Below are 22505 nucleotides of genomic sequence, written 5' to 3'. Positions count from 1 at the left end.
TTATTCCTCCCTATAATTAATAATGATTATCGATATCACAAACATAGAGGGGAACATGAGAGATGCGCACAAAAATGATTTTCATCGCCAGCCTGCTGGTTATTATGATGGCAGTATCGGCATGTGGACAGAGCGGGGCGGCTAATCAGAGCAAGCCTGCACAAACTGCGGAGGCGGCGGCTCCAGTAGAGGAAGCACAAACCCGAAAGGTGACAACCGTAAATGGCGAGGTGGAAATACCCGTTAACCCCCAGCGGGTTGTAGCAACCTACTATCTTGGTGAATTGGCAGCACTCGGCATTAAGCCCGTTGGTGCAGTGGAACGCCAGCTCGGGAAAGCAAGCCCCAATCTGGCTCCGTATTCGGAAGGAATTGCAGGTATCGGCGATTTCCCGCCGAATTTGGAGGCCATCGCTGCTTTAGAGCCAGATTTAATTATCGCAACGGATTTTGACAATATTGAATATGCAGATTATTCCAAAATCGCCCCTACTGTCGTCATTTCGTGGAGTACCGACGATGTCGCAACGAAACTGCGCTCCATTGCGGCACTTTTGGGCAAGGATGCCGAGGCGGAAGCCTTTATTCAGGAAATGGACGCCAATGCGGCTAAAGCAAGAGAAGCGATAAAGGGGCATATATCCCAAGAGGAAACGGTAGCCATTATCCGCTTTTTTGGCAAATCCATTCGGGCATATGGCGGACGCGATATTGGTTATGCTCTGTATCACAGCTTGGAATTGACGCCAACGCCGCTGATCAAACAAGCGATGGAACAAAATCCAAACTTCACGAGCACGGAGGATGTATCGCTGGAGAAAATTCCGGAATATGCAGCAGATCGTATTTTTGTCCTCGTTTCCGATGAAGAAGCCGACAGCCAGTATAATGAATTGCAGAAATCGGCCATCTGGGCTAATCTTCCGGCAGTGAAAAACAACAAAGTATACAAAATTCAAGCTGACAAGTGGTTTGCTTATGACCCTATTTCGATTAACGTCACGGTTGATGATGCTGTTCGCATACTGACTGGGGAAGGCGATAAAGAATGACAACGGAACTGGAGTTATATGATGTAACGATTATCGGCGGCGGGCCGGCGGGCTTGTATGCCGCTTTTTATAGCGGGATGCGGGATATGAAGACGAAGCTGATCGAGGCGAAGGAGGAGCTTGGCGGAAGGCTGTTGATTTACCCGGAAAAAATGATTTGGGATGTCGGCGGGCTGAAGCCTAGCCGTTGCGAGCAATTGATTGCTCAGCTTATCGAGCAAGCGCAAACCTTTGAACCAACCATTGTGCTCGGCCAGCAAATTACGAACCTCGAACGGCTGGAAGACGGGACGATGATCGTTACTTCGGATACGGGGGAACAGCATCATACGCGTACGCTTATTTTAGCGCTTGGTTACGGAGTCGCCAAAGTTGCGAAGCTGGAACTGGAAGGAGCGAGCCGCTTCGAGGTGACGAACTTGCATTATACGGTGACGGATTTGCAAAGCTTTCAAGGCAAACGCGTGCTGCTCTCCGGTGGTGGCGATACAGCGGTGGATTGGGCGATGGAGCTTGAGTCTATTGCTGCCAGCGTTACAGTGGTGCATCGCCGCGAGCGACTGGGTGGACATGAGAAAAATGCGAGATACGTAGAGGAGTCTTCGATTAACGTATTCAAGCCATTTGCAATTGCGCAATTGCATGGCAATGGTGATGCGATTGAAGCGGTCACTATTGCACGTACAGATGGAGATGGCGCGTTGACGGAGGATACGCAGCGCTTAGACGTCGATGCCGTCATCGTCAATCATGGCCAGCTCAGCGATTTTGGACCAATTGTAGACTGGGGCCTAGATATGGGGCAATGGAGTATTGCAGTCGATGAGAAAATGGGAACGAATTTGCCGGGCATTTTTGCAGCGGGAGATACAGCGAGCTTTCCCAATAAGCTGCATTTAATTGCCGGAGCTTTTAATGATGCGGCGATTGCCGTGAATGGGGCCAAGCTTTATTTGGAGCCGAAAGCGCCTTCTATGGCCTATGTTTCTTCACATAACGCAAAGTTTAATGAGCGGAATAAAGCCCTTCTGAATAAAGAGCACGAATAGAAAATAGGGATCCCATAAAAAAATCGTTTTTTCACAGCTGGGCGGCGAATGCATCCCTTTTGTGAGAAAACGATTTTTTGGGTTTAGCCAACATCTGAACATCCGATCATCCAACATCCGAAAACCTGTCGCTAGTAACTGAGAGCACGATCTTTTTTCCCATTCAACGCTACAAAAGCGGCAAACAGCAGCAGGACAACGCCAGTAAACATAAACCCTTGAAGCGTATTGAAGGGCAGCCAGCCTAACAAGGAAGAGCCTACAACTACCCCTAAGGAGAAACAGGCATAAAAATAACCGTATGCTTTCCCGCGCAGCTCTGCTGGCGTTGCATTAATCAGCATCGTATTAATCGATGGAAACAGGAAGGCAAAGCCGATCCCATATAAACCGAGCACGCCATATAGAGTAAGAGTCGTCGTCGATTGGCTAATGAGCAGCTGGCTTAATCCCATTAAGCCTATGCCGAGCGCCATCGTTTTGGCTGGGGCAACGCGGTCAAAAATACGATTGGTCGGAAGGACAAAGATGAGTACCGCAATAATGCCAAACGTGCTCATTAAAGTGCCGCTTAACCTCGAATCATATCCTAAAGACTGCACGTGCAATGGCAGCAAATAAGCGATAACGCCTTGGGAGAACATTAAGAAGAAAGCACCGCCATACGCTTTGATCACGCCAGCATTAAATATCGAGCCTGCTGGCGAAGAGGCAGCATCGTCCTTCTCTTTTTTGGCAATTTTATATTTGCTGAGAAAAATGGCCGATAAGATGGCAAGGGCAAAGCCCATCACGGCGACGCAGGTGAACACGAAGGGCACGGACGTTTTGCTAGCCATAATGCCGCTGAAAGCAGGACCGATAATGGCGGCCAGCCCAACGAATGTGCCGGTGAAAGCGACTTTTTTCCCTTGCTGGCCATTAATCGTCGTGTTTGCCGAAAAGGTAAATGCTGCGGGAACAATTAATCCGGCAACAAAACCGTGAATGATTCGGACGATGATCAATAATAACGGTTCTTCTACAAAATGATAGAGCAGCAGAGCGCTGCTGGATAGCACCAGCCCCACCATTAAAATCTTGAAGGGCCCGATCCGGTCCGTCATAATCCCCGATAAAATATTGCCGAGCGTATTGGATAACGAATACAGCCCGATGACAAAGCCTACAATAAATGAGCTGGCGCCGACAGAGGCTGCAAACGTACTCATGACCGGAAGCTGGGAAAATAAATCGAAAAAGGAAAAAAACACAATGCTGTATACGAGCACCGCATAGTTGAAAGTCCGTAAGCTATAATTGGCCTGCACCTTCTTCAGCTTCCGGTCCAGCACAAAGTTGCCGAATGGCACAAAAGCGGCGATGGCAGCTGCGGCAGACCAAAGCAGGCTCCACTTCACCCGAATCGCGGCATAAAGGATAGCTGCTGCATATAAACAGAATATCCCCCCGTGAATGCTCCCTACTATCGTTACGGCTTTATCGAACCCCCAAATATATTTCAAGGGCATCGCGATGCCTAGCAACACTAATAAAGAAATACCATCTAGCAAACCGGCTATACGTAAAAAATAAATTGGATGTGACCGCACTTGTTTTGCTCCTCATTTATATTTTGAAAGGAATACTCTATTCTATCACTTTATGAGTAGTGAAATAGGATAGACACTAAAGATTCAAAATTGGAAAAGAGGAGTACAAGAGGCAACTCAAAGCGGGTCAACGCTGCCTCCGCTCCAAATCATCCACATAATTTTTGGCTTCCTTGAGGCCAACACCGCTTACTTCCCGGTATTCCTTGATCGCTTGAATCCTTTTTTCTGCGGCGATCAGCATAAGCAATCGTTCATCTATATTTGCTGCTTGATTGGAAAGTGTATCTTATATGATGGTTCATTATAACACAACATTTGGCCTGCTCTTGCTTTTAGAAAGGGGGCTGTGCTTAGCTCCATTCACTTGCATCAAAATCCACTTATTGGGTAAAGCTAACTTCGATTATTCTCGGATATTTGCAGCATAAGGGGGTGGACCATCATGACGAATGACACGAAGCTGTTCGAAGAGCTTCACCATAATGTGAAGGAAATGAGAAAGCGCATCGGGCACAGTCCAGACGTGGTTATTCGCTCGTTCATGATGGGCCGTTTGGGCTTTCAGGCTGCGCTTATCTATATCGATGGCTTGGTCGACAAGCCGATGATTCATGAACAAGTGCTCAAGCCGCTTTTGCATCTGGAGAAAAACGCTGCCGGATATGACAGAAGGGCGACGATAGCCGAGGCGATTATTTCGGCAGGCGAGGTGAAGGCGCAAAATCAACTTGATGCTTGTGTCATGGAGGTGTTGTCTGGCAACACCGTATTGCTTTTGGATGGGACAGATACGGCGCTCGTCATTGACACTCATGGCTGGGAGCGCCGCTCGATTGAGGAGCCGGTTTCGGAAGCGGTCGTGCGCGGCCCGCGGGACGGCTTCACCGAAACGTTGCGCAGCAATACAGCCATGCTCCGCCGCCGTATCAAAGACCCGAGCTTCACGATGGACATGTACAAAATCGGCAGGCGCTCCCAGACCGATATCGCTTTACTGTACATGAAAGGGCTCACAGATGAAGCGTTGGTGGAGGAAACGAGAAGCAGGCTGAAGCAAATTGATATTGATGAGGTGCTGGAATCCGGTTATATCGAGCAGCTCGTTGAAGACAATGTGATGTCGCCATTTCCTCAGGTGCAAAATACCGAACGGCCTGACCGGGTGGCGGGTGCTTTAATGGAAGGCCGGGTTGCTATTCTAATCGATGGAACCCCTATTGCCCTCATTGTGCCCGTAACGTTTGCGATGATGATGAGCTCGCCAGAGGATTATTATGAGCGCTGGCTGCCTTCCTCGCTCATTCGGCTGCTGCGTTATGGAGCAGCTTTTATCGCTCTGTTCCTGCCTTCGCTGTATATTGCTCTTATTTCCTATAACCATGGACTTATTCCAACCAAGCTGGCCATATCGATTGCTGCAGGCAGAGAGGGCGTGCCGTTTCCCTCAATTGTAGAAGCGCTCATTATGGAAATTACGCTTGAAATTTTGCGCGAGGCGGGGCTGCGGCTGCCAAAGCCGATTGGACAAGCGGTTGGCATCGTCGGAGGACTTGTCATTGGTCAAGCCGCGGTACAAGCTGCAATTGTCAGTCCGATTATGGTTATCGTCGTGGCGCTGACGGCGATATCCTCGTTTGCTTTTCCACAGTATGGGGCGGGTCTGGCGATTCGCATTTTGCGCTTTGGCATGATGATGGCGGCTGCGGTACTGGGCCTTTATGGGGTCATTTTGTTTTATATTTTGATTACCGTTCATATGACCAGGCTTAAAAGCTTCGGCGTTCCTTACCTCTCGCCGTTTGTGCCAGCGCGCCCTTCGCAGTGGAAGGACCTTTTCCTCCGTTTTCCGCTCCATATGTTGAAACGGCGTCCCGCCATGGTCAGCCCTCAGGACGATAAGCGGCAGAAATAGAGACAAGGGGAATGCAGCATGAAGACAAAGGATAGGAGCAAGGAATCGATTACCGCTACTCAAGCCGCGATGATGACGGCGAAAGCAATGATCGGCACAGGCATTCTCGTGCTGCCGCAAAGCGTTGGCAAAAGTGTGGGAACGCCCGACGGATGGCTGTCTGTTCTGCTTAGCGGCATATTGGCTATGATGTTCGGCTTCATTATTGTAAAGCTTAGCCAGCGCTTTCCCGGCAGAACCTATTATCAATACAGCCAAGAAATTATTGGAAAATTGATCGGTTCCTGCGTTGGGGCTATGATGTGCCTGTATTATATTTTTTCCGCTGGCTACTTGCTGCGTGTCATGGGGGAGGTTGTGCGCATGTATTTGCTGGATAAAACGCCGATCGCCATTATCATGCTCACATTTATGGGGGTTGCCATTTATATGACGACAGCGGGAATCAACGCGATCGCGCAGCTTATCGAGATTTTTTTGCCGATCATTGTCCTGATTATGGTTGCTTTTATCGTTTTCAGCTTCGGTGACTTTGAGCTGGACAATTTGCGCCCGGTATTGGGGGAAGGCATTGCGCCGGTGCTGAAAGGAATTGAGCCATCGATTTTATCCTACAGCGGGTTTGAAGTGATGCTGTTCGTGACGGCCTTCATGACGGATGCCCGCAAGGCGCTCAAGGCAACCTTCGCCGGAATCGGCTTGACAGCGGTGCTATATACGCTGGTTGTTGCTGTTGCGATTGGCTCCTTAACGGTGGAGGAGGTGCAGACCGTAACGTGGCCAACGATGTCAGTCGCAATGAACATTGAGCTGCCCGGCGGATTTTTCGAGCGATTCGAGTCTTTGTTTACCGTCTTGTGGGTTATATCGATGTTTACAGCCTTCGTGATGTACCATTATGGAGGAAGCTTGGGGTTTGGACAGCTAACGGGCAAAAAATTTCAGCTATTCGCCTATTTGTCTTTGCCTTGTATTTTTTTGATTGCCATTTGGCCAAGCAATTTGAACAAGCTGTTTAAGCTTGGCGACTATATCGGTTATGCTTCGTTTTTTATGTTCGGCACCATTCCCATTATTTTTTTTATAGTGGCGGCGGTGAGGAGGGTGGGGCATGGAACTAAAAATAAGCGCGCGTAATCGATCTGTTGTGCTGCTCATGCTCGTCATCCCTTTGCTGCTGACGGGCTGCTGGGATCGTAATGAAATTGAGGAAACGGGCATTGCGCTTGGAGTCGGCATTGATTTTCCAGCTGGACAAGAGGAAGGGGCCAGGCCGATCATCGCCATGACCCATCAATTTGCCCTGCCCAACCAGTTTTCGGAGAGCACCAGCAGCAAGGTGCAGAAGGATTACGTCAACATGTCCAGCGCTGGGCCAATCGTCTTCGATAACATTAGAGAGCTGTCTACCCGATCTGCAAGGCCACCTAATTATGAGCATCTGCAAGTCATTGTTATTAGCGAGAAAGCGGCTCGGGAGCTTGATCTGAAAAATGTCATTAACTTTTTTCTGCGCAATACCGAAACACGGCGTTCCATCCGCGTCGTCATTTCTCACGGAAAGGCGAGCGATATTTATCAACAACAGAAGAGTACGAAAACCCCGGCTTTGGAGCTGCGCGAGCTAACGGACAATTATCGCAAGACGCTGCGTATTCCTCCGGCGCTAACGCTTGGCAATATGTCGGAGCATCTGACCGGGCAGTCCAGCTTTGTCATTCAAGGCGCAGGCAACTCGCCAGAAGGGGCGAAGCTCACGAGCGCAGCAGTCATTAGGGGGACAACAGCCCGGATGATCGGCTTTCTCAGTGAAATCGAGACGGTGGGGCTGAACTGGCTGCTTGGCAACAATCACTCTAATGGCATTGTGGAGGGGATTGAGCCGGACAGCGGCGCCATGCTTGGTTATGAGGTGCGGAAGATGACGTCCAGCATTCAGCCGATCGTCCAGGGGGACGAAATTTCTTTTCAGGTGAAGATTAAGACAACGGGCAAGCTGCGGGAGGATTGGGCATTTCCTGGCGACGCATTTGATGCTGATTTCATCAATCGTGCAGAGAAGGCTACGGCGGTCATGATTAAGCAAATGGCGGAAAAAGCGCTCGCCAAGACGCAGCGCCAGTACAAGGTTGATGTAGCGGGTTTCGGCAAGCGCCTCAGCATTAAGAAGCCGGCGGTATGGAAACGGGTGAAGGATGGCTGGGAGGATCGCTTTAGTCGAATGCCTGTTTCTATTGTGGTGGAAGTTGATATTCAGGAGTTTGGCACAAGAGGAACGAAGCGAAATTAGACCGCGTTGAAGACTAGGAGAAAATAGTCGACAGCGCGGTATTTACATTGGAATGAATAGAATAAAAAAATATAAATCCTACTATTACTTTATGGTAGAATTGTTAAGAATAATATAATTTAGCTTAATGTAATGGTGCCTAAAGCGCCAGAATCTATCATTATTTTAAGCGATACAGTATAGCGATATAATTGAGGGGGATTTTTGTGAAAAGATGGCTTGCTGCAATAATGGTTGTCATTCTATTTGTATATCCGATGCTGCTGCCACCAAAAGCATCTGCAGCGGGGACGATGTTTACATCCGTTGCTTCACAACTGGGCACCACAATGGCGCTGGATGCAAGTGGTCAAATCTGGGCTTGGGGCAGCAACATATCTGGTCAATTTGGAGACGGGACAAACGTTTCCTCGCATACTCCGAAAAAGATTACGGTCATGGATAATGGCGCAACTGTGACGTTCAAGGAAGTGAAGCCAGGCTTCAATTCCGCACTTGCCTTGGACACGAGCGGGCAGCTGTGGTCGACAGGAGATAATGGAGATGGCCAATTGGGACTTGGCGCTGGGACTGCGAGTACGATGGTCTGGACAAAGGTTGAAGTGATGGACGGCGGTACAGCTGTCACCTTTAAGAAAATCGCCTCCCTGCGCACTACTTCGCTTGCGTTAGATAGCAATGGAACGCTTTGGATATGGGGTTTCAGATCGTGGACGCCTGATCCTTATGTCCCTACTAAAAGGGAATTGACGGACGGCAACGGAGACCCTGTCGTTTTTGAAACGCTGGAGGGAAATGAGGAGAACGGAATCGCAATCGATTCGACGCAGCATATTTGGGAGATTTTCCATGGCCAGTATATGCCCACGCCATTAGGGGTGATGGATGGCGCGTTGGAAGCCGAATTTCAATCCATCGCAGTCGGAGCAGGCTATGGTACGGGTACGTTTCTGATGCTTTCCATCGACAGCATCGGCAACGTATGGACCTGGGGAGGAAATGATCAAGGGCAGCTTGGTGATGGACAAATCTCCAGCGATAGATGGTTCCCAGAGAAAAATCCGGTGCTAGACAACGGGAACCCGGTGAAGTTCACACAAGTTTCAGGAGGCAACAAGCATGTTCTGGCGCTCGATGAAAACGGTGATATGTGGACATGGGGATTGAATGCTGCCGGGCAGCTTGGAGACGGCACAACATTAAATTCCGCTCCCCATAAAGTAGCCGTATCGGATAATGGTACGTCTTTTCAATTTGTCTCTCTAACTGCCGGTTTTGATGTATCGTATGGGCTTGACCAAGATGGCCGATTATGGTCGTGGGGAAGTGAATATATGCTTGGTGATGGGGGAAATGGCACCGGGTCGCAAGCAACGCCTGTGAAAATATTTCTGCAGCCTGCGGTAACGCTGCAAACGTCGGTAGCATCGTCTACCTATCTCCAGCCCATTACTTTGACCGCTTCCCTTACTGGTGATTTCGACATTCCGACTGGGAACGTTGAGTTCAGGGACGGGGGCTTGCTGCTGGGCTCCTCTTCACTTGCTGCGAACGGAACGGCAACCTTAACGGTTTCGTCACTGCAGCCGAGAACTCATACCTTCACTGTACATTATGCAGGTGATGACTATTATTTAGCGAGATCAACGAATAATTTGGCCTTTCAGGTAACGATGCCAGATGCGCCAGTTATTTCTATAACGCCATCAACGACCGCACAGACGAATGATCCGGTAACGCTGAACGTCACCACGTCAACCTATGGTATTGGCAATTCGCTGCACAGCTTGAAATGGCTTCCGGGCGATCATGGTGCGGCCGCATTTGCGGGTGCTGGAACCGACCTATTGGCTGCTGGAAGCTTTGATGTGGCCAGCAATGGCAGCTATACGGTTTACGCCAAGGATTTGGCAGGCAATGAAACGGTGAGAAAAATGGAGGTTGCGAACATTGTTCCACTACCGAATGACAGCCTCATCAGCCCTGTGGCTGCCAGCTTTGATAAATACACGGGAGCAGTGGCAAATGTTGACGTGGCAACGGGGCTGACGCTGAACGGCAACACGCTTAGCAGCGTTGCTAACGGCGCAGCGGCGCTCGTTCTAGGAACGGATTATACTGTAACAGGCAGCACAGTAACGATTCTGAAGGCATATATGATGTCGCAGCCGGTCGGTACAACGAGCCTGACATTTATGTTTAGTGGAGGAGCAGCTCAGACGCTGACGATAACGGTAGGCGATTCTACGCCAAGCCCAACACCGACACCGACACCGACACCGACACCAAGTGCTACACCAAGTCCTAGCCCAACGGCCACACAGATTCCGTCACCAAATCCAGCTTCGACTTCTTCTAATGTACGGCCTAACTATCAAATTGTGACGGATTCGTCAGGCAGAGTTGTGGTCATTGTTGATCCTTCTGTACTGGTAACCGAGAAGAAACCGGATGGAACGAATGTTCAAAAGCTGATGGTCCCGGAAAGTATTTTGAATCAGGCTGCTGGCCAGTTAAAGGACCCAGCGAACCCGATTATTATAATTAGAATCGACAATAAGGAAAGCGCCGTTCAGGTTCAGCTTCCAGCTTCATCGATTGCAGCTATTGGGAAGACTTTCTCGAATGCCGTAATCGAGGTCGAAATAAAAGGCTCCAGCATGCAGCTTAAGGCTAGCGTGCTTGATCTGGAGAAGCTGGCGAAGCGGCTTGGCGTTTCCGTATCCGAATTGAAAATCAATTCAACGATGGAGCAAGTCAGCGATACTGTGCGTAATGAGCTTACACGGGTTGGAAATGACAAAGGGTTCAGTCTGCTAGGCAGCGTTGTTGATTTCAAAGTAACGGCTGAAGCGAACGGGCAGACGGTTGACATAAGCGATTTTGGTGGGACGTATATGGTTCAAGCCATTGTAATTGATCAGACAGTCGCGGGAGATTTGGTTTTTGCCGTGCATTATGATCCTGCGACTAGACAGGTTTCATATATTCCAACCCAATTGGGCGAAAGAAACAACGGCAGCAAGCAGGCCGTCATGAGAACTCCTCATCATAGCATCTATGCTGTAATCAGGAAGGACGCTCCTTCTTTTGCCGACATGCAAGGACACTGGGCGAAAGCAGAGGTTGAGCAGCTTGCTGCCAGGTTCATTGTTAATGGCATTTCCGCTGAGCGTTTCGCTTCGAATGACAGCATTACGCGGGCTGAATTTGCTTCTTTACTCGTGCGCGGAATGGGAATCTCTTTAAAGCATGACTCCGAGTATAAAGGTTTTACGGATATAGCCCCGACTGCATGGTATGCTTCTGCGGTAGAAGCAGCAGTAAGAGCCGGACTTGTTCAAGGACTAACCACTGAGCGCTTTGGGCCCAATGAGCAGATCAGCCGGGAACAGATGGCGGTTATGATTGCCAGAGCATTGACGATTGTCTCCAAAGACGGAACTGAGCCAGTAGATAGCGGGGCGCAGGCTGCATTTGCCGATCAGGATCTGATCTCCCCGTGGGCTGAGACCGCAGTTGCCGAGACAGCTAAAGCAGGGATAATTACCGGAATGGCCGACCAAACCTTCGCGCCTAAAGACTTTGCAACTAGAGCGCAGGCGGCAGTGATGCTGAATAGATTTTTGCAAGCAGTAGGATTTATCGGCTAATACGATTCTCATATGTTTCATAGATAACGACTAGGCAAAAGGCACCTGTAACTTGCAGGTGTTTTTTGCTTTTTTAAATGAAGCGAAACGCCCAGCAGGGCAGGAAATAAGATGAATTATGTCGAATCATTTTAAAGGCTTTATTGGATCTGTGAGCGTTTGGGCAGCTGTATGATTATTCCCATTTTATATCGTATAAACTCAATATTTTACAATTTCGTAACGCTTGGTGTCCCGAGCGTTTTTTTGTATGCAAAAGCATAAAATATGCGCGAAGCAGCGCCTTTTTTTCACTATGCTTATAAATTTTCAAGGCTATAGCTATTTTTTTATATAATCGGGATAATAGTGGTTAGTATAAATAGAAGGTCCATAAATAGATCACATCGGGGGCTGTAAGGATGATTCATGTTGAGTTGGAGTGGGCGGAGTCTCATTTTCCACTATATGCTGCTGCCAGCATTCATTCGCTGTACAGCACTTCAAATATGCCCATGTATAAAATAAACGAGAATGCAGCCTCGCTCCTGGCGATCGCCAGCGGCAAAGGCACGCTCACGATGAACGATCAGACGTATGAGCTGACGGAAGGCAGTGTTATCGTTATCCCCGCGCAAACCCATGTGTCTTTAGTGACTAGCGCGGTGCAGCCGCTGCATGCCTATAAGCTGGTAATTGGCACAATCGAGCAGCAGCGTACTTTAGCCGCGGGTGCAATCGTACGGATAAGCGAGGTAGCTGGTGGCCTGAATAGCCTGTTTATTCCTCATGCGCCAGCCGTTGTCTCGCAGATGGAGGAGCTGTATGTCCATCGACTGCCTGCGCATGAGGTGCGTCATATGCAAAATCAAATTCTTTTTCACCAAATACTGCTGTACTTGCTGGAGTGGATGGACGCCAAATATGCAACGAGCGACAAACCGTCAATGGAGCGAAGCGTCGCATATTTAGAAAACCATTTTAATGAAAAAATAACACGTGAGCAGCTGGCGGCAATGGCTGGGGTCAGTCCGTCGCATTATTCGACCTTGTTTAAGCAGCTTAACGGCTTTTCGCCTAATGAATATTTGTCACGGCTGCGTGTCCACCGCGCCAAGGAGCTGCTAATTAACGGTTCGGGCACGCTTAGGGAAATTGCGCTTAAGGTAGGCTACCATGATGAGTTTTATTTGAGCCGGCGCTTCAAGCAGCAGACGGGTGCTGCTCCTTCAGGGTATAGCCGAGACTCTTTGCAGCATGTAGCCGTGCTGCTCCTTCCTTACGCCAGCCATTTAATGCTGCTTGGGCTGGAGCCTGCCGTTACGATTACGGAAAGCAGCGAATATGTGAGTACCGCAGATATGCCGCCTCCGCAAACGATGCGCTTCATTCATGCCGAGAGCTCGCCTGAACAGGTGAAATCGGTATTGCTGGATGCGAAGGTGGAGCTCATTATTGCTGCGAAGCAGCATTTGCAGCAATATGGGCTGAGGCCCGAGCAACTGCGGGCGATAGCGCCTGTCGTGGAAATTTCATGGATGGACATGGGGTGGAAGGAGCATTTGCGGCTCATTGCCCAAGCGGTGCAGCGAGTAAGTGCGGCCGAGCAGTGGCTGCATACGTTTGAGCGGCAGGAGCAGGAGGCGCGTGCTCTCGTCCAGCAAAGTCCCGCCGCGCGCGAGATCATCACAATACTAGTCATTAAGCCGGAGAGGCTGCTCATATATGGGGCGCGAAATGTAGGATATGTGCTGTATCAATCTCTAGGCCTGCGGCCGCCTGCACGGATTGCGGAGGAAATGGACAAGCTGGGAGAGCAATTTCATTCTGTGCCAATTGAGGCAGCGGAGCTTGCGGAATATGCGGGGGACCGGATCGTCGTCATTGCGTTTCCAGATGAGAAGGGCTCAACGCTCCATGCGCAGAAAACGTTTGAGTCGCCGTATTGGCTCAGCCTTCCCGCAGTGAAGCAAAATAAAGTACATGTGCTGGATAAGGACGAATGGGTGCCATACAACCCGATTTCGATTCGGCTGCAGCTTGGACGTGCGGTAGCTTTATTTACGGGCAGCCAATAGTCCAAGCTATTTTTCGAACAAAAAGGCATGGCTTGGCGCATAGGTGGCCTCTATAATGATGAAAAGCGAATGCGAATGATTTTCATAATCACAAGGTGAAACGGCTGTCGCCGTCCTTTGGCAGCGCGGCGCGTTTCAGTCCGAGAAATATAGAGAAAGGATGGCGAAATAGTATACTTTCCTATATTTCAAGGTGAAACGGCTGTCGCCGTCCTTTGGCGGTGCAGCGCGTTTCAGTCCGAGAAAAATATAGAGAAAGGATAGAAAAAATTATATACATTCTTATATTTTAAAAAAGGGAGAGAGTCATCTTATGAAAAAGCTTTTTATTCCGCTTCTACTTCTTATGGCGGTTGCACTTAGCGCTTGCAGCGGAAATCAAGCGGGTAATGCCGGAGCTGCCGGAAATGCGGGAAACAGCAGCAATACGGGCAATACTAGCACGTCAGCTGCACCTTCGGCAGAGGCGGAATCTGCAACGTTTACATATCAATCTGAAAATGGTCCAGTCGAGGTGCCGACAAATCCGCAGCGCGTCGTCGTGCTGACGAGATTTTTGACGGGCAACGTCATGGCTTTGGGTGTGCCTTTAGTCGGTGCGGATGAAATGTCCAAGGCGAACCCGAATTTTGAAGAGAAGTTAAAGGATGTTGAGGCGGTTTCCGACGAAAGTATTGAAAAAATCATCGAGCTGCAGCCTGATCTGATTATCGGGCTTTCCGACATTAAAAATATTGATAAATTCAAGCAAATCGCGCCTACGGTTACCTTTACGTACAACAAGGTCGATTATTTGACGCAGCAGCTCGAAATCGGCAAATTGCTGAATAAAGAAAAAGAAGCGCAAGCCTGGGTCGATGATTTTTCCGCAAGAACGAAAAAAGCGGGCGAAGAAATTAGAGCGAAGGTCGGCGACAATGTGACGGTTTCGGTTATCGAAACGTTCAATAAGCAGCTGTACGTTTACGGCTACAATTTTGGCCGCGGCACCGAGCTGCTTTATGGCGATCTTGGTCTTGGCATGCCGGAAAAAGTGAAGGAAGGCACGAAAACAGACGGTTATTTCGCCGTGTCGACCGAAGTTCTGAAGGACTATATGGGCGATTACGTCATTTTTAGTAAAAATGCGGATGAAGACAATTCGTTCCAAAATACCGAAATTTACAAAAGCGTCCCTGCCGTCGTCAACAACCACGTCTTCGAGGTCGATGCGAAAGGGTTTTATTTCAACGATCCATTGAGCTTGGAGTATCAGCTTGCGTTTTTCAAACAAAGCTTTCTCGGCCAATAATCCTATCCCATTTGAAGAAAAGATGAGATTGAATTGAAAAAGAAACAAGGCGCAATTTCGTTTTCCTGGAAGCTGGCCGGCAGCACACTGCTGCTGGTCGTTTGCTTCATTCTTTCGCTTCTATTAGGAGCAAAGGAAATTCATTTGCAGGACTTATGGCTCGCTCTGACATCCGATTCCAAGGGCGACAACCTTCTCGTCCTGCGTGAAATTCGGGTGCCGCGCGAGCTGGCTGCTATTTTGGTTGGAGCGGCTTTTGCTGTATCTGGCGCGATCATGCAAGGAATAACCCGCAATCCGCTTGCTGATCCGGGCTTGCTGGGTTTAACCTCGGGCGCGAACATGGGGCTGGCGCTGACCTTTATATTTTTGCCAGGGCTAGGTTACTTCGGCATGATGATCGCCTGCTTTTTAGGCGCTGCTTTGGGGGCCGCTTTAGTGCTCATCCTTAGCTCTATGCGCCGGGGGAGCCTGTCTCCCATGCGGATTGTGCTGGCGGGCGCGGCGATTTCAGCTTTTCTCTACGCCATTTCAAGCGGTATCAGCCTAGCCTTCAAAATATCCAAGGATGTGTCCATGTGGACGGCTGGCGGCTTGATTGGCACGACTTGGGGACAGCTTCAAGCGATCGCTCCGGTTATTTTGATCGGCATACTGGTAGCGCTTATGCTCTCGAGCCAGCTGACAATTTTGAGCCTAAGCGATGATGTGGCGGTGGGACTCGGGCAAAAGCTTGTACAAATCAAAGCGATTTTGTTTGTTCTTATCATTATGCTTACGGGGGCAGCGGTTGCGCTGGTTGGGAACATTGCTTTCGTAGGCTTAATGATTCCCCATATCGTTCGCTTGGTTGTTGGAACCGACTATCGGTATATCATGCCGATTTCGGTATTTACAGGCGCATCCTTTATGCTGCTTGCCGATACGCTTGCCCGCACCATTAATGCGCCTTATGAGACGCCAATGGCCGCGATTGTGGCGATGGTGGGCTTGCCTTTTTTCCTCATTGTCGTGCGTAAAGGAGGCAAAGCTTTCTCATGATTCCACGTACACTAGCTCGTAAACAACGTTTGATTTTGCTTGTCGGCTTAGGGTTAATCGCTGTGGTTGCGGTGGTGAGCATGGGCTTAGGCTATGCATCTCTGTCCTTTGACCGGCTGCTTCCCGTTTTGCTTGGGCAAGGCACGTTTAAAGAGGAGTTTGTGCTGTTTTCGGTACGGCTGCCTCGCATCTTTATTACCTTGCTTTCAGGAATGGCGCTCGCTTTATCCGGTTCGATTTTGCAGAGCGTAACCCGCAACGAATTGGCGGACCCGGGCATTATCGGCATTAATTCCGGGGCAGGCGTAGGCATTGCGATTTTCTTTCTATATGTTCCGGTGAGCGTAGGATCGTTTGTTTATGTTTTGCCGGTAGTTGCCTTTATCGGGGCATTGCTCACGGCTGCATTAATCTATGCTTTCTCGTACAGCAGAAGCCGCGGTCTTGATCCGATACGTCTGGTGCTGGTCGGCGTCGGTTTTTCTCTGGCGCTGTCGGGTATTATGATCGTCATCATTTCCGCAGCGGAACGCTCCAAGGTCGATTTTATATCCAAGTGGCTGGCAGGAAACATATGGGGAACGGATTGGCCGTTTATTTGGGCGCTGCTTCCTTGGCTCATCCTGCTTATTCCATTCACTCTGTATAAAGCTCAGCGGCTCAATCTGCTCAGCTTGAACGAGGAGTCGGCGCGGGGTGTCGGCTTGAATCTTGAACGTGAGCGTCTCATGCTGATTGTCACTGCCGTAGCCTCTGCTGCTGCTGCGGTATCTGTGACGGGCGGCATCGCTTTCGTGGGGCTAATGGCTCCGCATATTGCAAAGACGCTGGTTGGTCCGCGCAATCAGCTGTTTATTCCGGTCGCTGTGCTGCTCGGCGGGTTGCTGCTGCTGCTCTCGGATACGATTGGCCGCAACATTGTCGATCCTGATGGTATCCCGGCTGGCATTATGGTATCGTTGATCGGCGTACCGTATTTTGCATATTTGCTGTTGAAAAAATAGCGTGGCTTCAGCACGAAAAGCCCTGCCCCATGTGGAAGAAGTTCCACTGGTGCAGGGCTTTTTCTGCATGAATCCATTCAAATTCATTTACACATTCATCTTCAAAATTTCTTCAATGATAATAGCTGGATCGGTAAACATGACGAGATGGCCGGAATGGGGAGCTTCGACAAATCTGCCGCCCGGCAAGGTAGCTGCGGTTTCGCGATGGGCAGCTATAATAGCCGTTCTTATTTTTTGTTCCGAGCGTATCGGCTTCGTTCCCGAAATGACGCACACCTCCAAATCGCCAAGCGCTGGAGGCGTGGTGCGAAGCGAGGCCAAATCGTCCAGAAATGGCGTTAGTTCAGCCGCCAGCGTGCTCGCAGCCGCAATCGTAAAATCCTCCTTGCGATGATCTGCTGCTACATCGGCAGGCTGCACGCTGCCGGGGCGGCTGCCAAGCAGGCGATATAGACCGAGCCGCGCCAATAGCGGAAATAGCACTCGGCTCATCGCAAACCGTTTAGCCACAGCTTTGCCGAAGTACATCGCGCAATTTTCGTCGGACTGGTCGACCAATACAATACCGCGTATGCGTGAAGGATTTGCCGCTGCTGCGGCGCGAACGATCGGGCCGCCCCAGCTGTGGCCCACGAGAATAAAGGGGCCGGGACCAAGCGCTTCGAGCAAAATGCCGAGGTCATCGGCGAGTCTATGAAGCGTGCGGGGAGCCGTATCGGCATCGCTGCGTCCGCTGCCCGCACGGTCATAAACGACGGCGCGGGCATGCTTGGCAACGATTGGTTGAACGAGGCCCCAGGTCGAACGGGAAAATCCCATTCCTGATTCAAAAACGACCGTCACCTTGCCGCTTCCTTTGACCATATAATGCAGCTTGCGTCCATCGCCAGTGGTGACATATGCACTTGATCCAAATGAATGTGGGGGTGTAGGGATCATGTTCATGAATACCTCCATTTGGTGAGCCGATTACATTTGCGAAAAGTAGGATAGGGCTGACAGCATTAGCTGAGCAGCTTCATCTCCTTCGCCTGAGCGACTGCTTTTGTGCGCCGATTGACCTTGAGTTTAGCAAAAATATTTTTTACATGCACCTTTACCGTGCTTAGGGCGATAATGAGATGCTCGGCAATCTCTTTATTGGATAAGCCTGAGGCAAGCAGGGCAAGCACCTCGAGCTCGCGCTCCGTAAGCGGCTCTGCAATCAAGCTGGGAGGCGGCTGCATATCATCGGTTTCCTTGCTGGCCTGAAGCTCGGGTTGCTCCGGCAAGCTTTGCAGAACACACATTAGTAGACCGTAAGAGGCTATAGCGAGCAATACCGGTATGCGTTCAGCTGTGAACACGCCGCTTGCCAGCTTATTTTCAAGATAAAGCACGCCGAGCATGGTGCCGTGAACAGCAACGGGGATGCATATAACCGACTGGGGCCGATGCTTTCCCATATAAGGGTTATGGATAAGCCAGCTTTCTTCGGCTCCGGCATAATGAACCTTCTCCTGTGTACGAAGCACATAGCGGATAATGCCTTCTGGCAGCAGGGAGCTGTCCTTCAGCTCGAAAGGGGACGGGACAGTCTGCTCCTCCGAGGCGGCATAAACCTGAACAGAAAGGACATCATGGCTGCCTGTTAGCAAGGCTCCCTTGCTTGCGCCAGCATGCCTCAATATCGTTCTCATGATTTCCGCAAGCACGGCGTCCATATCGAGCGGGTTCGCTATCGCTTGCGTGGTTTGCAATATGGCGGCGAGATCAAGGCTTTCCGTTGCCAGCGTTTCGTTGCTGTGGAAGTAGGCTGGAGCAGCTGGCTGCTCCTTCTGGCTCCTATCCGTATCGGCAGGCAGGGCGTATAAGGACATTCGTGCAGAAGCGGAATCTGCTTGTGTCTGCTCTTGCCGCCGCAAGCTAAGCAGCTGCTCCTCCAAATGCTTAGATTTTACGTACACTTCCCACTGCATATACCCGTCGTGTGCGGTCTGCAAATAAAATAAAGCCGTCTTGATCTTAGCTTGAGCCATATAGTAGTTCGCTGCGAGTTCGGCTGCTAGGCTGATCGCTTGAATATCGCTCACCTCTCTGGCCTGGCGCAGCGCTTTGTCATAAAGCTCCTCTGCCTCGCTTCGCTTATTGCAGACGCGAGCATATTCTGCATAAAGAATGTGGGATCTTGCCTGATAAAAATCCGGACTCCATAGGGCCCATTTTCGCAAATGGCCAAGATTGCGCAGCAGGCTATTTCTCATAGCCGGGTGTTTGCGCAGATCGGGATAGGCCGCCATGATAGCTAGCGATTCATAAAACAGGCATTCCGGCAAATGGGGCAAATGCGTGGCGTAGGCTTCATGCGTCTTCGCTTGGCTGGCCCATTGAATCGCATCGTCATAGCGCCCCAGAAGGCAGCAAAGCTGCGTTTTGTAAGAGCTGAATTGAAATAAGGTAGTAGCTGCCGTCTCCTCACGGCGAATTTGCGTTAAAAATTGCTCTTCATCAAAGCCAGGTCCGCTGAAGGAGTCCGGCGCATTCGTTCGGCCTTGCAGCGCGAGAAAAAACTGCTGATAAAGGTAAAAATTTTGCCGTACGAATTCATCCTTCGTCGTATCCAGTACAACCATATAGTCGGCTATTCTCCGATTTAATTCGCTTAGCGGCGCTCTTGCGTACAGGGCATTGATATGGGCTCCGATCGCATAGCTGGCAAACACATAATCGCCAGAGTCCATACCTAGACGCATCGCTTGGGATACATAAAAATCGCCTTCCCCAGCCTTGCCGGCAAATTGGCACAATACTCCGCCGTAGATCGTATAGGTTTTGCTTTTAACGGAAGAGATATTGTATCGCTCGGAAAGCTCCACGCCTACCTTGCCAATGGCATAGCCCTTGTTGAATTTCCCCATTGAAATGCCCAAAATCATGCCGTAAGCCGAATAGGCAGCAGCGGAAACAGGTGTGTTCCCATGTTTAAGCGACAGCTGGATCGCCCGGCATATGAGCAGAAAATATACTTTTTTATTCGTAAAGAAGGTAGAGGGCACCATCGCAAAAATCAAATTCATCGCTGCGATCCGGTCCGCATCAGTCATTTCCTTCAGCTGGGCAAGCTTGTCATAGCGGTTGCGCAGCAGCATTTCAATTCGCAAGCCTTCAATCATAAGCATTTGGCTTCCAGGATTAGGATCAATGATAATGTGATGCTCCCTCAAGCTTTGCAGGCCGAGAGCGGTGCCTTCCAAATATTTGCCCTGATTGATATATTGCATAATTCGAATCATAAATACGCTGCTTCGTTCAGCCGGATTGCGCGCATAGCTAAGCAGCAGATCGATGTCGGCGCCAGATTGCTCATAATGGCCGCACATATATTCACATTCCGCTTTTTGGGCATAGAGGTCAAAACAAAGCTCAAAGGACGCCTCCCAATCGTCTTCGTTCAGCAGCACGACCCCTTTGTGAAAATAGCCTAAGGCTACATCATGGGCGGAGGAGGCTTTGGCCCGTGTTCCTGCCTCTAAATTAAGCCTCACGAGCTGAAGCCTTTCATCCGGGTCTAAGAAGAGCTTTGCGCCCCTGTTCAAATGATTGACGGCATCAAACGCATGCTCCTCGATCCCAGCTTCCGATGCAGCCTCGTGCTGCCTGTTCAAAAAACGGCCGATTTGGACATGCAGGTCCTGCTTCGCTGAATCGTCCAATTGGCTGTAAATCAGCTTCTGAATACTGTCGTGGGCAAAACGATATTGCTGCTTTTGAACGGGAAGGATGATTCCTTCTGCCTCAATAGCGGGCCATTCCGTGGACAGCGCCTCGATATTCTGTCGGGCGACCTGTGCAATGACATGCGGCGAAAAGGTGCTTCCTACACAGGATGCGATTTGGAGCAGCTTCTGCGCCGTGGAAGACAGTCTGTTCAATCTATACGCCATCAGATCATGAATGGCAAAGCTTGGCTCCTGCTCGATTATTTGCTCCCAATCCCATTGCCAGCTGCGTTTATCGTAGTTATACCTTAAACTGCCGTCATCCTGCATGCGAAGCAAAATTTGCTTGAAGTGAAAGGGATTGCCGCCAGATTTATGATAAAGCAGCTCCGTTAAAGACAAGGTTGTCTCGGCTGGGCTGTTCAGCGCCTCCATGACAAACTGCTGAATCGGCTCAATATCGAGCGGCGCCAGATGAAGATGGCGAACGACCGCTTGCTCCGAGATACTCCCATCCGGCTCATATCCGGGCAGCTTGCTGCGATCGGTTTCCAGATGGCGATACGCGCATACAAAGAGCAGGTACTGGCATTCTGGATCGCAGACTAGAGCATGAATAAGCTGCAGCGACGATAAATTTGCCCATTGCAAATCATCTATAAACAGCACAATGGGCTGCTCTTTTGAAGCTAAAGCCTGCACAAATTTGCGGAAAACGTATATGAAGCGTTTATGCGATTCATGGGCAGGCAGCTCCTCCGCCACAGGCACATCGCCCAGCAGCAGGGCAGCCTCAGGGATTATGGCGGTAATGACGCCGGCACCTGCCCCCAGTGCCTCCCGCAGCCGAAGCTTCCATTGTTCAGACTTATCCTTGTGCTCACCAAGCAAGTGGCGAATAAGTCCGCGAAACGCCTGAATAATCGGATGATAGGGGCTTTCATTCGCAAGCTGCTCAAACTTCCCTGTTATGTAGAAAAAATCCTGTGTGTGCAGCTGTTTGCGAAATACTTCATCGATGAGGGCGGTTTTGCCAATACCGGCTTCACCCGAAATATAGACTAATTCTGTGGAACCGAAGCAGGCGGAATAGAAAGCCTGAGTGAGTATTGAAAGCTCATACTCCCTGCCGTGAAAGCCGGGCTCCAGTATAAAAGCAGGCTGGGAGTGGCCAACTTTGTCCAAATCAGCGAGCAGGAGGGAGAAATTGGGATAGCGTTTGTCTGGATTTTTTTCAAGCAGCTTCATAATAATTGCTTCCAGCCCATCAGGCCAAGCCTGCTGCTGATCCATTATTGGCGGAGGGCTCTGTACCAAATGCATATACACCCATTCAAGCGAATTGTCTGCGACGAAGGGCAGGCGGCTTGCCAGCATTTCGTAAAAAATGACGCCCAGAGAATAAAGATCGCTTCGCTCGTCGACCGCCCGCTGCATGCGCCCGGTGTTTTCCGGCGAGCAGTAGGCCAGTGACGGTTCGGAGATCAAATGTCCGGCCGGGCGAACATAGCGGTCGGCGGTGCGCTGTACGGCAAATCCGCGATCATTAACGGCAGCACTATTTTTATTAGGAAAAATCGTTATTCTCTCCGGCCGCAAATCAAGATGAATCATATGCTGCTGATGGAGCTCCCCTATGCTTGCCACAAGCGCTTTCGCCAAAGGCAGAAAAGTCTCAGGAGGCATCCCCCTTCCTTCCCCCATAAATTGTCTAAGTGGCATCGCGGCGGGAGCTAGACTTGGCTCCAATTGGCCGGTTGTATCATCGAAAGGCTGCATTCCTGTCATTACCTAACACCTCTGGCGTCAAATTACTCTTTCATTCCTTCTATTATAATAAATCGTGCGCCGTTTACGTGT

General features: G+C 50.0%; 14 protein-coding genes. 10 read left to right on the top strand and 4 right to left on the bottom strand.

What is annotated here, in order from left to right; genetic code table 11:
* Window positions 1-62: 62 nt before the first annotated feature.
* Entirely contained in the window at window positions 63-1052 is a 990-nt protein-coding gene (locus AC6B99_RS28695; RefSeq protein ID WP_056040904.1) for an ABC transporter substrate-binding protein, read from the top strand.
* Window positions 1049-2101, top strand: coding sequence for an NAD(P)/FAD-dependent oxidoreductase (locus AC6B99_RS28690; protein ID WP_496664820.1), 1053 nt, complete (start codon window positions 1049-1051; stop codon window positions 2099-2101). Before AC6B99_RS28695 ends, AC6B99_RS28690 begins: the two co-directional genes overlap by 4 nt.
* Before the next feature lie 131 nt (window positions 2102-2232).
* On the opposite strand, the gene AC6B99_RS28685 is transcribed toward AC6B99_RS28690, so the two are convergent.
* Both AC6B99_RS28685 and AC6B99_RS28680 read right to left on the bottom strand, forming a co-directional pair.
* Window positions 2233-3693 carry an MFS transporter gene (locus AC6B99_RS28685; protein ID WP_056040909.1) on the bottom strand — a complete coding sequence of 487 codons (1461 nt, stop codon included), beginning with the start codon at window positions 3691-3693 and terminating at the stop codon, window positions 2233-2235.
* Between the two features lie 127 nt (window positions 3694-3820).
* The gene (locus tag AC6B99_RS28680; protein ID WP_081419046.1) at window positions 3821-3937 is read right to left on the bottom strand and encodes a ribosomal protein L7/L12; all 117 of its coding nucleotides are present in this window, start codon (window positions 3935-3937) and stop codon (window positions 3821-3823) included.
* Between the two features lie 201 nt (window positions 3938-4138).
* Between AC6B99_RS28680 and AC6B99_RS28675 the strand changes: the two genes are divergently transcribed.
* The 8 genes from AC6B99_RS28675 (at window position 4139) to AC6B99_RS28640 (ending at window position 16944) form a co-directional block, all read left to right on the top strand.
* Complete coding sequence (locus AC6B99_RS28675; RefSeq protein ID WP_496664819.1) at window positions 4139-5608, top strand: spore germination protein; 1470 nt, start codon at window positions 4139-4141, stop codon at window positions 5606-5608.
* An 18-nt stretch (window positions 5609-5626) separates the two neighbouring features.
* Window positions 5627-6745, top strand: coding sequence for a GerAB/ArcD/ProY family transporter (locus AC6B99_RS28670; RefSeq protein ID WP_056040911.1), 1119 nt, complete (start codon window positions 5627-5629; stop codon window positions 6743-6745).
* Window positions 6720-7898 carry a Ger(x)C family spore germination protein gene (locus AC6B99_RS28665; protein ID WP_056040915.1) on the top strand — a complete coding sequence of 393 codons (1179 nt, stop codon included), beginning with the start codon at window positions 6720-6722 and terminating at the stop codon, window positions 7896-7898. The genes AC6B99_RS28670 and AC6B99_RS28665 overlap by 26 nt, the downstream gene beginning before the upstream one ends.
* Window positions 7899-8104: 206 nt before the next feature.
* On the top strand, window positions 8105-11551 hold the full coding sequence (locus AC6B99_RS28660; protein WP_496664818.1) for an S-layer homology domain-containing protein: 3447 nt from the start codon (window positions 8105-8107) through the stop codon (window positions 11549-11551).
* Between the two features lie 401 nt (window positions 11552-11952).
* Window positions 11953-13608, top strand: a complete 1656-nt coding sequence (locus AC6B99_RS28655; protein ID WP_496664817.1) for a helix-turn-helix domain-containing protein — start codon at window positions 11953-11955, stop codon at window positions 13606-13608.
* 313 nt (window positions 13609-13921) lie between these two features.
* Window positions 13922-14899, top strand: a complete 978-nt coding sequence (locus AC6B99_RS28650; RefSeq protein WP_056040921.1) for an iron-hydroxamate ABC transporter substrate-binding protein — start codon at window positions 13922-13924, stop codon at window positions 14897-14899.
* Between the two features lie 33 nt (window positions 14900-14932).
* Window positions 14933-15940 (top strand): FecCD family ABC transporter permease, encoded by a 1008-nt coding sequence (locus AC6B99_RS28645; RefSeq protein WP_056040923.1) that lies wholly within the window; start codon window positions 14933-14935, stop codon window positions 15938-15940.
* Window positions 15937-16944, top strand: a complete 1008-nt coding sequence (locus AC6B99_RS28640) for a FecCD family ABC transporter permease (protein ID WP_056040924.1) — start codon at window positions 15937-15939, stop codon at window positions 16942-16944. The genes AC6B99_RS28645 and AC6B99_RS28640 overlap by 4 nt, the downstream gene beginning before the upstream one ends.
* A gap of 87 nt (window positions 16945-17031) precedes the next feature.
* Here AC6B99_RS28640 and AC6B99_RS28635 read toward each other — a convergent pair whose 3' ends face one another.
* Both AC6B99_RS28635 and AC6B99_RS28630 read right to left on the bottom strand, forming a co-directional pair.
* Window positions 17032-17892, bottom strand: a complete 861-nt coding sequence (locus AC6B99_RS28635; RefSeq protein WP_496664816.1) for an alpha/beta fold hydrolase — start codon at window positions 17890-17892, stop codon at window positions 17032-17034.
* Between the two features lie 59 nt (window positions 17893-17951).
* On the bottom strand, window positions 17952-22433 hold the full coding sequence (locus tag AC6B99_RS28630; protein ID WP_496664815.1) for an AAA family ATPase: 4482 nt from the start codon (window positions 22431-22433) through the stop codon (window positions 17952-17954).
* Between the last annotated feature and the right edge of the window lie 72 nt (window positions 22434-22505).

The organism is Paenibacillus liaoningensis (genome assembly GCF_059609455.1).
The sequence above is the reverse complement of the archived record's forward strand: the minus strand, read 5'-3'. Positions and strand labels throughout refer to the sequence as shown.

What these genes read in the sequence shown, in the direction of transcription:
- AC6B99_RS28655 (WP_496664817.1), top strand. Translation starts at nt 11,953, where the DNA reads ATGATTCATGTTGAGTTGGAGTGGGCGGAGTCTCATTTTCCACTATAT.
- AC6B99_RS28675 (WP_496664819.1), top strand. Translation starts at nt 4,139, where the DNA reads ATGACGAATGACACGAAGCTGTTCGAAGAGCTTCACCATAATGTGAAG.
- AC6B99_RS28695 (WP_056040904.1), top strand. Translation starts at nt 63, where the DNA reads ATGCGCACAAAAATGATTTTCATCGCCAGCCTGCTGGTTATTATGATG.
- AC6B99_RS28640 (WP_056040924.1), top strand. Translation starts at nt 15,937, where the DNA reads ATGATTCCACGTACACTAGCTCGTAAACAACGTTTGATTTTGCTTGTC.
- AC6B99_RS28690 (WP_496664820.1), top strand. Translation starts at nt 1,049, where the DNA reads ATGACAACGGAACTGGAGTTATATGATGTAACGATTATCGGCGGCGGG.
- AC6B99_RS28635 (WP_496664816.1), bottom strand. Translation starts at nt 17,892, where the DNA reads ATGAACATGATCCCTACACCCCCACATTCATTTGGATCAAGTGCATAT.
- AC6B99_RS28630 (WP_496664815.1), bottom strand. Translation starts at nt 22,433, where the DNA reads ATGACAGGAATGCAGCCTTTCGATGATACAACCGGCCAATTGGAGCCA.
- AC6B99_RS28665 (WP_056040915.1), top strand. Translation starts at nt 6,720, where the DNA reads ATGGAACTAAAAATAAGCGCGCGTAATCGATCTGTTGTGCTGCTCATG.
- AC6B99_RS28680 (WP_081419046.1), bottom strand. Translation starts at nt 3,937, where the DNA reads ATGCTGATCGCCGCAGAAAAAAGGATTCAAGCGATCAAGGAATACCGG.
- AC6B99_RS28670 (WP_056040911.1), top strand. Translation starts at nt 5,627, where the DNA reads ATGAAGACAAAGGATAGGAGCAAGGAATCGATTACCGCTACTCAAGCC.
- AC6B99_RS28650 (WP_056040921.1), top strand. Translation starts at nt 13,922, where the DNA reads ATGAAAAAGCTTTTTATTCCGCTTCTACTTCTTATGGCGGTTGCACTT.